A 12,952-nucleotide genomic window follows, 5' to 3' on the forward strand; every position below is an offset into this window, starting at 1 on the left:
AAGCCTTCGTGATTTCATTTTCATCCTTCAAGGAAAAGCTCTGGTTCGGAAAAGTATAAGAATGTCTTTATCTCAAAAAATCGGTCTTCCAATAGAAGGGCATCTGCGTCAGCCGATATTTGTGCTTTTGCTCCTGATCGTATTGCTGAGTTATTGTTCCTGTTCCCGCAAATCCAAGACAGTAGCTCTGATTCCTCAGACAACGGCAAATGAACTTTGGGAATCTGCTCATGCCGGTGCGGAACATGCTGCCTTGGGCACCGGCTGGCACATTTATTGGAATGGACCTAGTCGTGAGGACGACATCGAATCGCAGATTACTTTGATCGAGCGTGCCGTAGAAAGACACTATGCGGGTCTTATTCTTGCTCCAGATCATGCCTTGGCTCTCAACACAGTTGTTCATCGAGCCTTGGCGAGTGGTATGCCTATTGTCGTCTTGAGTTCACCGCTATCGAGTGCTACTGAGGGAAATCTTACTTACCTGCTAAACGACGAAGAAGCGGCAGGAGCTTTGGCTGCGGTACGCATGGGAGAGATTTTGCAGGGAAGCGGCGAAATAGCCGTGCTTGGACAGGATCCAAATATTGCAGGAACCATTACACGCGGGGACAGTATGGTTCGTGTGCTGACTCGCCGCTTCCCTGGAATTCATGTTGTGACCCGCCGCCCCGGGTCATTTCGGCCAGGTCAAGCCGAGCAGGCTACTGAAGAGGTGCTGGATGCAAATCCAAAGATTCGCGGCCTGTTTACGATTGGTATCAGTGCAACTCGTGGTGCCTATATCGCCTTAAAAAACAGGAGACTGATGGGCCAGGTCAAGCTCATAGGGTCGGATCAGGATTTGGATCTTCTCTATTATCTGCGGCATGGTGAGATTGACTCCATTGTTGGGCAGGATTCTTTCCATATGGGAGTTCAAGCCTTCCAGATCATCAAAGCTCAGTCCGAAAGCAAAAAGCGTGGTGCCGGTACGGCAGCTACTCCGGCAGTTATTCATCTAAAGCCTTTCCTGATAACACGGGAGAATATTGACCGTTCAGACATACAACTCCTTCTCAGCATGGATTGGAGACCTAGACCATGAACGTGAGCATATTTGGAAAGAAATCACTGCGAGAAAAATTCTGGTGGCGTAGAGGATTCTTGTGGGTGATAGCCAGCGCCATTTTGGGCTTTTCTGCGGTCGCTTATTTTTTCTGGACACATAGTGCCACGAGAGGAATGCCATATCATGATTCATTTCTTGCTGAAGAAGCGGAAGAGTGGACGGCGATTGGTGGCAGCTGGAGCGTGCGGAATGGTGTCATGCGTAACGATTCGGATGAGCGAGGCTCCAAACTACTAAGTGGATCAAGTTACTGGAAGGATTACCGAATCGAAGCGGATGTTCGCATGTGGGGACAGATTGGCGACATTGGCTTGATTCTTCGGTCGAATGAGGAAGAACGAGGTGTTGATGCATATAACGGCTATTATGTAGGGCTGCGAAGCGGGGACGGCTCTTTGGTGGTTGGGCGAGCGGATCATGGGTGGATGGAGGCATTGCCGATTCGTCTTCCTAGGGGAGTCGTGCAGAATCGTTGGTATCGTTTACGTGCGGCAATTGTTGGCTGTCGAATCGCAGCTTCTGCTACGGATCTCGATAGTGGAACGATTAGCAGCGTGCTTTTTGAGGATGTGCCTTGTGTCCCTAGAGGGCGCATCGGTTTGCGATCACTTTCTTCCGGTGGAGAATGGCGCAATGTTCAAGTTATTCCTGCGACAGAGGCGGATATTCGCGATCTCTCTGCCGGAACCGCAAACGTGCTACATCCCGACATTCCCAAGAGTGAAGCTGTGTACAACTCTGTACATACCTTTCCTTCCTATGAACCTGCTGCAGTCGATCGCGATATAAGAGCTTCCTCTGAGAATACAAAACGAGTCATTCAATCTATCGGAAACCTGAGCAAGCTATATGATGAAGCAGCTCCAAAAACGGTAGTAATTCGCGGCGTAGTTGTTCTCACTTTTCCTACTCTCTATGTGCAAGATGCCACAGGTGGAGTATCCGTCCCGACAGCCGACAGTTCGAACCTGAGTTTAGGAGATGAAGTTGAGATTACCGGCACACCTGAGCCACATGATTATTCTGTGTCTATTCGAGATGCGGCCATACGTCTTCTATGGGATCGTGCACCGATGCCGCCGATGGCGATTACCACTTCTCAAGCTGCTTCCGGTGCCTATGACTCTGTGCTGGTGGAGACCGAAGGGTACCTGGTTTCCAAAGAGGTCAGATCCGATGACACTCTCGTTCTGAAATTGGAGTCCGGTGCACAGAGTTTTCAGGCTCTGGCGTTACAGGGTCGCGGCAATCAGATCTACCATAGTCTGACGCCTCATAGTCTTCTCCGCCTTCGTGGAATTTGTGTATTGGACCGGCAGTATACGGGGCGCCAAACTCCTTTTGCGTTGATACTCCGTTCTACTGACGATATCGATATTCTGGCTGGCCCGCCCTGGTGGACAGCACCTCATCTGATCGAGATTGCCTTTGTTCTTTTCGTGCTGGCTATCGCCGTGCAGTTTCTCTATAACCGTGCCGAACAGTGGCGGCTTCGCAGTATTGTGGAAGAAAGGGAACGGTTAGCCCATGATATGCACGATACTCTTGCACAAAGCTTTGCTGGGGTAGCGTTTCAACTCCAGGGTATACGCCACGGTTTGCGTCATGACAGATCGGTGGATCTACCGAAGCTCAGCCAACAGTTGGATCTTGCTTGTGACATTGTGCGGCAGACCCACGAAGAAGCGAGTTTAACAATCGCCATGTTGCGTCCCGATTCACGTGAGGTCGGAGACTTGCTATTTGCACTCGACCGCTGTGCAAAACAGATCGTAGCGGGCGGCGATATCGTGATTGATTCTCTCTGCAAGGGAAGTATTCGTGCTCTGCCCATCAGAGTGACGGAGGCATTATTTCACATTGGTCGTGAAGCAATTGTGAATGCAGTCCGCCATGCGAATCCGTCTCGCATTTCTGTTCAGGTTACCTACCATTCCAATAGCGTGGAATTGGTTGTGAGCGATGATGGAAACGGCTTTGATCCATCAATTGAGAGTCGAAGACTCGGTCTGCGCGGCATGAACAAAAGATCTAGAGATATTGGAGCCCAATTAAACGTCCAAAGCAAAGCCGGAGAAGGAACGTTGGTGAAGGTAACCGCTCCATTGGAACTGCACACGCCACTTGTGGCATATCTCAGTGATAAATTGCGGAGAGCTATATCCCATTTCTTATCTCATTGGCGAAACAAGCAGATTTCCGCAGAGAACAAAGGATGATTGCCCTTTTCTCATGAGTCCAGGATCACTAGTCCGCGCCGGATAGCAAGCATAGCTGCCTCCGTGCGATCCTTGGCTCCCAGTTTATCAAGACAGTTTATGACATGATTACGGACAGTTTTGTCGCTGATGTGCAGAATTTCAGCGATTTCAGGATTAGTTAATCCTTTGGCGACGAGCTTAAGGATCTCGAGTTCTCTACTGGAAATTGGCGCACGGCTTAGCCTGCTTGCTAATTGTGTCGCAATCGTTGGCGGCAGATAGCGCTCTCCCCTGTGTACGGTTCGTATCGCGCACACTACCTCTTCCAGTGTCGCGCTCTTTAGAAGATAAGCCATAGCCCCGGCCTGAACGGCACTGAATACATCCTCATCGGAGTGATAGTTCGTAAGCACCGCGATACGGATATCGGGCATTCGTGATCGCAATTCGGCAATGGTTTCGAGGCCGTTCATGCCCGGCATCCTGAGATCCATTAAGACAACATCGGGCTCTGTCTCTGGGGCCAAAAGGATTGCTTCTTCTCCGGATGCAGCCATTCCAACCACACAGATGCCAGATTCGCTCTCGATCATGGTTTTCAAACCAAGGCGAACGACAGCATGATCTTCCACAACAAAGACACGCAGAGCCTCCGTCTTGGATTCCCCATCTCTCTTTTTCTGCTGATCTACCATGTGGTTACAGCCTTTTCCTGAGAAAGCAGTGCCGCATACACGACCGCCGCGACCGAGAATACGTTATGAACGAACAGGAATGCAATAGTGCATCTGCACTAACTGAAATCAGTGCTGGTGTCATCTTGTGAGTCGTTCTTTCAGGCACCTAAGATTCCCGCTGCTTATTCGCAATTGGAAATTTCGTTTTGAAAATGTGGTTTTTTTTCGTTTTATGAGGCTAAGGCAAACACATATGAAATATGGATTTCAATACTGTATCCCGCGTGCTTGGCGGAGTTTAGTCCCGGTTCTTCTGCTTCTTGCATTGATCTCGGTTCCAGGACTGCAAGCTCAGGATTACCGGGCGAAACTGACTATTACGGTTGAGGACAGATCTGGTGCACGGCTTTCTGGTGCTTCCGTTTCACTCACTCGCGGTAGCACCGGAATCGTTACTACCGGAACCACGGATGCTTCAGGTGTCTTCGTGTTTCTGTTCCTCGAACCGGATACCTATACCCTGCGGACTTCCGCTTCGGGGATGGCGTCCTCTGAGATCAACAGCATCACTCTACAGTCGTATCAGGCAACGGGTCTTGAAGTGAAGCTGGGCATCGCTTCAGCCAATGCTTCGGTCGAGGTGAGAGCTGAAGGGCCAGTGCTACAGACAGAGACGGCTAGTAGAGCTTTCAACCTGAATAGTCAACAGATTGAAAACTTGCCGGTACCAAACAATAATCCGGTGATGCTTGGAGCAGAGGTTCCGGGAGTCTATTTGCGGCCTCTCGGTGTTTACACCGATCCCTGGACCGTCACTTCACAGTTTTTAATCAATGGCGGACTAATGTATCTGAATGAGTTCCAGATAGATGGCGCGCCCAATGATGCTCAGTTTGGAAACAACACCTATGGCTATGCACCTCCGAATTATGCTGTAAAGGAAGTGAGTGTCAGCGCCAATAACTATGACGCTCAGTATGGTCACACAAGTGGTGGAGTAATCAACCTTTCAACGAAATCCGGGACAGATCAGTTCCATGGTGAGGGCTGGGGCTTCTTTAAGCGTCCGGGTTGGAATGCCAATAGCTTTCAAAACAACGCCATTGGGGCAAGACGTCCGATAAATAGCCAGGATCAGTATGGATTTCAAGTGGGTGGTCCGCTATTTGTGCCTCATCTGCTTCCTAGAGGACATTACATCAAGCCCTTCTTCTTTGTTGCATTTGACCGCTATCTGGAGCAACTCCCAAATCCTTTGACTCTCTCGTATCCGACATCGGAGATGAGAGGTGGAGACTTCAGCAAGCTGACCGATGCCAGCGGCAATTTGGTTACGATCTACGATCCGACCAAGACCCATGTCGACGCTAATGGAAATGTTGCTCGCGAGGCCTTTGCAGGGAATGTGATTCCTGGCAGTCGAATTAATCCTGTGGCCAAAACAGTAGCTGCGCTGATGCCGACTCCCAATACCAATATTGGCGGTCAGAGGTATGCCCAATCCAACTTTACTGTTCCCAATAATTTCTACGACTGGCATTTTTACAATTGGCTGGGACGTTTGGACCTGGATATAGGAGATAACAACAAGCTCTTCGTCCGGCCCTATGTAAGCAAGTTCTCCGAGCTGAGCAATTACAACGGCATACACGGAATGGGTGCTTCGGGAGGAAACTTTTCCCGCTTCAACCGGGGCTATGCTGTCGACTACATCAGAATCCTGAATGCATCGACGACCATGAATTTGCGTTGGAGTCAGACGCTATATCGCGAAGAATGGAAAAGCCCCGATAACCAAAATGCAAATTTGACTTCTCTAAATCTGCCATCCTCTTTTGTGAACGACCTTCCACAACAAGCGTTATTTGGGCGTTGGAATTTCCAGCAATACTCATCGATGGGATGGTTCCAGAGTCTTAATGACACCAATATCTATGCTATTCAAGGAAGTCTCAGTAAACTTCTTCATGGACATAATATCCGTGTAGGCGCGGATACACGCCTAACCCATTACAAAGATTACAATCCTGGTTACGCATTTACCTTTGGTTTTGATTCCAACTGGACTCGCTCCTTATGGAACGATTCCTCTTCTGAAGCGAATAGCGGTGATTCGTTTGCGTCCTTCCTCTTGGGAACTCCTTCTTCGGGAGGCGCTTATATCAATGCCACTCGGAACTTCTCTTCTTGGTATATTGCTCCTTGGATTCAGGACGACTGGAAAGTCATGCCTCGACTGACTTTGAATTTTGGCCTTCGCTATGACCTGTTAACGCCTCCTACCGAGTCGAAGGACCAAATGAATGTAGGTTTTGACACCTCTATTCAAAATGCAGTAACTAACCAGATTCCAGCCAGTAGTATCGCCACCTATCCGCAACTAGCTGATCTGCGTGGCGGGCTCCTGTTTGCCGGTGTGGGAGGGAACTCTCACGCTCCGATTATCAAGGACCTTAACAATATCCAGCCACGCATCGGCTTTGCATTTTTAGCTCATCCAAAGCTTGTCTTCCGTGGCGGCTATGGATTGTTCTATACCAACTTCCAATCGAATGACATCATGCAGGACATGGGATTTTCGCGGAACACGTCGCTCAGTGTTTCCAATGATGGGGGAATGACGCCAGTATCCAATGTTCTAAGCAATCCGTTTTCCGGCGGAATTCTTCAGCCGGTTGGATCGTCTCTCGGAACACTCACTTATCTGGGCCAAGGATTCAATGTCTGGAATCGCTGGTACAAGATTCCTCGGGCACATGAGTTCTCCTTCGGCTTTCAATATAGCGTCAGCAACAACGGCGTCTTTGAGATGGCATACGTAGGTAACCGCGTACGTGCCTATGCCGGAAATTACAATGTAAACCTTCCTTCCTGGAGCTTTGCTCAGCAATGCGATGCCTTGAGTGGCGGCAAGATGTCGATATGTAATCAACAGGTCACTAATCCCTTCAGAGGTATTTCTGCGTTCCAGGGAAGTGATCGCTATTCATCTTCAACTGTATCCAACTTTGAAATCCATAGGCCTTCACCGCAGTTCGGCGATATTACCGAGGAAGGCCGCAACAATGGCAAAGACTGGTACAACGGTCTGCAGGTTGCCTATTCACAGCGCCCAACACATGGCCTGACATTCAATACGAGCTTTGTCTGGTCGAAACAGATCGAGCAGTGGGGCTGGATGAATCAGTATCTGAATAAACCACAGCGGAGCCCATATTATCTTGGACTTCCTCACATGTTCAAACTCTCCGGGACCTATGAATTGCCGGTAGGACGTGGGCGATCCTTCCAACTGGGAGGTAACAGAATACTCGATACCTTCCTGGGAGGTTGGATGGTGGCTTCCGATTTTACTGCGCAGAGCGGTGAGCCTGCGGCTTTACCCGGTAATGCATATCCACTTCGGGACTCAACCGTAAAGAATGTGCGGTGGAGTGAATACAAAGTGCGTGGCTGGGGAAGTTGTGTGCTCTCCAGGGATGCGAACGGAAATGTCGCGCCGCTGCAGTACAGCTTAAAGGCAGGATGCGGCACGGATTACTCAAAGTATGACTGGATGGCCGTCCCAACCCTTCCAGGACAAATGGTGTCTCCGAGCAATTCGAGCAGCCTGCGGATGAAACCCATGATGGTTTCGAATGCGGCCTTGCAGAAAACCTTCAAGATTGAACGATACACCATTGAGTTCCGTGCACAAGCGACAAACTGGTTCAATCACTTCAACTTGCTAACTTCACGTTTCAACACAAATCCATACGACGCAAACTTTGGAACAATGTTCCCCAGTCTTGCATCTTCGCTAGATTCTCCTCCTCGTGTATTGCAGTTGGGAGTGCGTGGGAGCTTCTAGTCCTTATTTCAGGGTGCAGAAATCATCTGCACCCTGAGTTTACTTGTTCTATTTATTGCAAGGTCCTAAATATGCCTGCTTTGCTTTTCTCCGTGGAGTCCGGATTTCTTCGTCGTTCATTCCTTCTGCTGCTTGGTCTCTGTTTTCTGTGGGTAAATCTAACAACACTTTCTCGAGGTGCGACCGGCACACATCTGCCTAACAGCACACTTTATCCCCGCATCGTCCGTTTGTCTCATGCACCTGCTGGAGCAAATGGGACGATTATTGCCAGTACAGCAGGAAATATTTTTCAGAGCACTGATGGTGGTTCCCAGTGGAGCTTCTTGGGTTCGGTTTCTCCCGTGGGAGGGAGTAAACAGCGCTGCTGCGGCTCAATCTACGAAATGCCGCGCACAGTTGGTTCTCTTTCTGCAGGAACGCTACTATATGCGGCGTCCTATTTTTCCAGCAATGTTCCGGCAATTGAAATTTACAAGAGCATCGATCAAGGGAGCACCTGGAGCTATCATTCCAGACCGGTCGTGAGAGGTGATTCCAAGCATGGACTGTGGGAACCGGAATTTACGATTGCAAATGATGGTGCTTTGGTAATGTTCTGGTCAGATGAAACAGATCCTTGCTGCAGTCAGAAGCTGGCGCAAATACGCAGCTATGATGGTAGGACCTGGCAAGACGAAACGAATACTGTGGCAAGCAAGGTTCCTTCTGATCGTCCGGGAATGGCTGTAGTTACCAAGTTGCCTAGCGGTGTGTTCTTCATGAGCTACGAGATATGTGGAGCACCTGCTTGCACCGTTTTCTATCGCACTTCGAAAGATGGTTGGAATTTTGGAACTCCTTCGAACAGCGGGGTGAAGATCCAGACGGCTAAGGGACAATACTTTGAGCACGCCCCTACCAGTACCTGGAGTCCTTCAGTTCTTGTTACCAATGGTGCCATTCTTCTGGTAGGGCAAGTTCTCTATGAATCTAATGGCTCTGTTTCTCCCGAGAATGGGAAAGTTCTGTTTGTGAATCTGTCTCCCGATGGATCCGGAAGCTGGTACACAATCGCTGCCCCGGTGCAAGTTCCTTCGGCTTACGACAATTACTGTCCTAACTATTCTTCCTCTCTTCTGCCTGCCGTAGACGGATCATCGATCCTGGAGCTTGCCTCGGACTATGACTCTAATAAAGTCTGTGTGACTTACTTTGCAAAGGAACGTTGGAACCAGCTTCCGACCGACAAGACTACGTATGCAGTTGTCAACCAACACTCAAATATGTGTCTAGATAACTACGGTTGGCGGACTACCGACAATACAATTGCAGATCTTTGGGAATGTACTGGATCCGCTATTCAGAAATGGACTGTCCATGACCGAGGAGCCGGTTACTTCAGTATTCAAAATCAATATACAGGGCTCTGCCTGGACAATACCGGAGGAAGTTCTCAGCCTGGAAATCCAGTAACGCTTTGGCACTGCGCTAATAACGAAAACCAGAAGTGGCGTTTTCTTGACCTAGGAAATGGCCAATATAAACTGCAGCCGGCGACAACTCCTTCAGTAATGCTGGACGATACCGGAGGATTGACAACGCACGGGACCCAGCTGCAGATCTGGACAGATAATGGGCTTGCTTCTCAGCACTGGGTGCTTCAGTAGTGAGTTCTTATTGAGGTACGCCCCATTATTTTGCAGGTCTTCTTTTGTGGTCAATCTAGCAAAGTACAAGTGTATTTCAGCGTCAATGCATTGTATTCGTAATCCTTTAATTCTTTGATAGACCTTGCGGGCGTTCTTAGCCATGAGGTGTTTTTAGTTGGTATGAAAGGGAACCTATGATCAGGAAAAAGTTGTTTTTGTTATTTCCGCCCATCTTTAAAGGCGGGATGGCCATCGTATGCTTTCTATTTATCTCTCTGTGGACGATGGATTCGTTTGCTGCAAAATCGGAAGCTCGCTGGACAGAGAGCCAGGCAAATACCTGGTATGGAAAGCAGCCTTGGCTGGTTGGCGCTAATTACATTCCATCCGACGCAATTAACCAACTGGAGATGTTTCAAGCAGAGAGCTTTAATCCAGCACTGAATGATAAAGAGCTTGGTTGGGCAGAAAGCATCGGGATGAATACAATACGTGTTTTTCTTCAAGATCAACTTTGGAGCTCCGATCCTGAAGGCTTCAAAAAACGTCTTGATGCGTTTCTGACAATCGCGTCGAAGCATCATATTCGTCCTCTATTGGTCCTGTTCGATTCCTGTTGGGATCCCGACCCCCGTTCGGGCCCGCAACATCCTCCTATTCCTGGCGTTCATAACTCGGGCTGGGTTCAGAGTCCAGGTGCAAAAGAACTAGCCGATCCCGCCGGACTTCCTAAGCTTCGCGCTTACGTTCAAGGCGTAGTAGGCGCCTTTGCGAAGGACGAACGCATCCTTGGATGGGATGTCTGGAATGAGCCTGACAACGGCAATGTGGAATCATATCGCGCCAAGGAAGTTCCCAATAAGACAGATCTTGTTGTTAAGCTCTTGCCTCAAGTTTTTGCTTGGGCTCGCGAAGTGCATCCGACTCAACCGCTCACTAGTGGCGTTTGGATAGGGAATTGGTCCGAGCCGGTACAAGAAAGCGCCATGACAAAGATTCAGCTGGCGGAATCGGATATCGTCACCTTCCATAACTACGGATGGCCAGAGGAGTTCGAGGCGCGAATCAAAGAGCTGCAGGGGCTACATCGCCCCATCATTTGTACGGAGTTTATGGCTCGTGGCGCCGGATCCACTTTGGACACGATTCTTCCAATTGCCAAGAAATATAACGTAGGACTTTTCACCTGGGGGTTGGTGCAAGGGAAGACTCAGACCTATCTTCCCTGGGATTCATGGCAAAGACCATACGTTATAGCATCACCGACGATTTGGTTCCATGACCTCTTCTATCCAGATGGCAGACCCTATCGCAAACAAGAAATCGAACTTCTACGGCAATGGACTGCCCGTGGATTTTCAGCCCAGTAATGAAAACCCCTCAGAATTCCTGAACAAAGATTTCCTCCTTCAGCTTGCTTACGCATTTGCGAATAGAAATGCGTAAGCAACTTCATTCAGCAAGAAAACCGAGCATTTCAGCTCTCTGGGCTATATCCCGGCCCATCACATGAGACGCCCGCCCTCAAAGCAAGTTCAACGACCCAATCCACTTCACATTGCAGATATTCTGCTTCCGATGCCGTTACTACGTATTGATCCTGTGTCTGATTGACGGCACTGCTGCCAACGGTTGCCGTCGTCTGTTAGATCGAACTTTCGATCTGGGGCCACTGTGGAGGCTATTCACACCCATTGATGAATCTCAGTCACTAGAGAATTACGCCGGAAGTAGCGTCTCACAATACAAGGATTGGTAAATAGATTGTAATTATCTTGTGTTCCTAAACTAACTGCCAAAGTAAAATTTAAATGAACTGATACAAATGTAATCGTGTTCATTAGAGATTAGCTGATTGTATGTTTAGAACAGCTATTAGAGGAGGACAGTTTAGAACAGAAGAGGTGGGCTTCCAGGCAGATCCGGTCTGAGATCGCAAGTCGCTGCAGTTTCGGTGCTCGTGGATCTTCGTACAACTTTCGATTACTAATTAATTAATCCCTAGACGATTCAAATCAGAAAATAACCAAGGCAGAAGGGTTGATCACTGAAAGTAGTCAACATGATGATTTGTCGTCTATAGGAGCGTTTCAAATTTTGAGACTATCTGATGTCTCTTGTTATTAAAGTTCAGCTAACAGAAAATTCGATTCAATAGCCACAATTTTCTAAATTCCATGATTTGTTACTTTATTACAACACTCATGTAACAGTTGGAATCCTGAAAAACTTACGAGTCATATTCAAAGAGACTCGGGGACAAATGCTCTCCTTCCAGATCTTGTGAATTGGCTGCGTAAATGGCTTGCCGAAGTTCAGGTGGAAAAGCGAAAAAGGGTACGATGTTTTGCCAGTTCCTTTTCCAGGTACTGCTGATTGCCGGGTAGAGCCGATCCCATTGAGAGGAGAAGCGCTTGAGTTGTAGCTCTGCCTGCTCAATGGATGCGGCACGATATATGGTCTTCAAGTCTTGCGCCACAATCTTCCTCTCCTTGTAATCGACACCGGCCAAGCTGGTCCGTACCATTTGTGCAATGCATAGCTGTATTGCAGCAGAGGGATAAACCCGCCTTATTGCAGATGTAATTTCCATCAGGTTCTCTACGCAAACAACCAAAATATTCCGAACTCCTCGGGAGTGTAACTCTGTAAATATTGTGGTCCAAAACCGGGCGCCAATCTCTGCCATCCAAAGGCCGAGTATTTCTTTCTCTCCATTGCGTGTAAGCCCTATGGCGGTATAAACTGCTTTGATCTTCTGTTCTAGATGGTTACTAATTCTGATCATCATGCGATCCATATAGAGAATTGTGTAAACCTCTTCAAGCGGGCGATTTTGCCACGCTGACACCTTTTCCTTTATTCCTTCCGTAACGGCCCTTTGCAGCTCCAGACTGAGGCGATGTCGGTATAATGTCCCGATTTGTATCTGCATTTCTTGCGCCGTCATTCCTCTGGCATATAAGGAAAGCACAACATCCTCAAAGCCGATAAATTCAGTTTGCCCTTTGGATAGTAGCACTGGCTCAAAACTTGCCAGTCTATCCCGAGGGATCTCAATTTCTATTTCTCCTAAGCTGCTTCTGATTGTCTTTCTACTTGTTCCATTACGTGAATTGCCGCTGCGGTGACCATTTATCGAGTAGCGTTCGTACCCCAAATGTACGGCCATTTCAGCATCCAAAGCACATTCAATTACCGCTTTTGTCAGTTGCATGAGCTGACCGTCTTTTCGACGTCTTTTCGACGGTCTTTTGCCATATCCAGCGAAATTATGGAATGGCTGCTCTGCAGTCCTTATGGGCTTTCCCAATCGTTCGGCTGTACCCATTTACATGTTCCACCTAAGCTTTCAGATTACATTTGAACCCGCGGTTAATTACACAATCGATTTGCTCCAATTTCGGATACAAAATCAGTTGACTATTAGTTACAACAATGATCTACACCAAAATTGCAATTAGATCTAGACATTTCTTTTA

General features: G+C 48.3%; 7 protein-coding genes. 5 read left to right on the top strand and 2 right to left on the bottom strand.

Annotated features, from left to right (window positions below):
• Positions 1–61: 61 nt before the first annotated feature.
• The gene (locus tag AC6I7T_RS30430) at positions 62–1,087 is read left to right on the top strand and encodes a substrate-binding domain-containing protein (protein ID WP_497795131.1); all 1,026 of its coding nucleotides are present in this window, start codon (positions 62–64) and stop codon (positions 1,085–1,087) included.
• Complete coding sequence (locus AC6I7T_RS30435; RefSeq protein WP_497795133.1) at positions 1,084–3,330, top strand: ATP-binding protein; 2,247 nt, start codon at positions 1,084–1,086, stop codon at positions 3,328–3,330. Before AC6I7T_RS30430 ends, AC6I7T_RS30435 begins: the two co-directional genes overlap by 4 nt.
• An 11-nt stretch (positions 3,331–3,341) precedes the next feature.
• On the opposite strand, the gene AC6I7T_RS30440 is transcribed toward AC6I7T_RS30435, so the two are convergent.
• A complete protein-coding gene (locus tag AC6I7T_RS30440; RefSeq protein WP_497795135.1) occupies positions 3,342–4,007 on the bottom strand; it encodes a response regulator in 666 nt (221 codons plus the stop codon).
• 235 nt (positions 4,008–4,242) lie between these two features.
• Between AC6I7T_RS30440 and AC6I7T_RS30445 the strand changes: the two genes are divergently transcribed.
• From AC6I7T_RS30445 to AC6I7T_RS30455, 3 genes are all read left to right on the top strand, one after another.
• Complete coding sequence (locus AC6I7T_RS30445) at positions 4,243–7,839, top strand: outer membrane beta-barrel protein (protein ID WP_497795137.1); 3,597 nt, start codon at positions 4,243–4,245, stop codon at positions 7,837–7,839.
• Positions 7,840–7,910: 71 nt separating this feature from the next.
• A complete protein-coding gene (locus AC6I7T_RS30450; RefSeq protein ID WP_497795139.1) occupies positions 7,911–9,488 on the top strand; it encodes an RICIN domain-containing protein in 1,578 nt (525 codons plus the stop codon).
• Positions 9,489–9,715: 227 nt separating this feature from the next.
• The gene (locus tag AC6I7T_RS30455) at positions 9,716–10,840 is read left to right on the top strand and encodes a cellulase family glycosylhydrolase (protein ID WP_497795140.1); all 1,125 of its coding nucleotides are present in this window, start codon (positions 9,716–9,718) and stop codon (positions 10,838–10,840) included.
• An 860-nt stretch (positions 10,841–11,700) separates the two neighbouring features.
• On the opposite strand, the gene AC6I7T_RS30460 is transcribed toward AC6I7T_RS30455, so the two are convergent.
• The gene (locus tag AC6I7T_RS30460; RefSeq protein WP_497795142.1) at positions 11,701–12,801 is read right to left on the bottom strand and encodes an IS256 family transposase; all 1,101 of its coding nucleotides are present in this window, start codon (positions 12,799–12,801) and stop codon (positions 11,701–11,703) included.
• Between the last annotated feature and the right edge of the window lie 151 nt (positions 12,802–12,952).

The sequence above is a fragment of the Humiphilus diazotrophicus genome (assembly GCF_059726315.1).

Bases quoted from the DNA above. Each gene is read 5' to 3' on its own strand.
- AC6I7T_RS30430 (WP_497795131.1), top strand. From the start codon at position 62: ATGTCTTTATCTCAAAAAATCGGTCTTCCAATAGAAGGGCATCTGCGT.
- AC6I7T_RS30435 (WP_497795133.1), top strand. From the start codon at position 1,084: ATGAACGTGAGCATATTTGGAAAGAAATCACTGCGAGAAAAATTCTGG.
- AC6I7T_RS30440 (WP_497795135.1), bottom strand. From the start codon at position 4,007: ATGGTAGATCAGCAGAAAAAGAGAGATGGGGAATCCAAGACGGAGGCT.
- AC6I7T_RS30445 (WP_497795137.1), top strand. From the start codon at position 4,243: ATGAAATATGGATTTCAATACTGTATCCCGCGTGCTTGGCGGAGTTTA.
- AC6I7T_RS30450 (WP_497795139.1), top strand. From the start codon at position 7,911: ATGCCTGCTTTGCTTTTCTCCGTGGAGTCCGGATTTCTTCGTCGTTCA.
- AC6I7T_RS30455 (WP_497795140.1), top strand. From the start codon at position 9,716: ATGGCCATCGTATGCTTTCTATTTATCTCTCTGTGGACGATGGATTCG.
- AC6I7T_RS30460 (WP_497795142.1), bottom strand. From the start codon at position 12,801: ATGGGTACAGCCGAACGATTGGGAAAGCCCATAAGGACTGCAGAGCAG.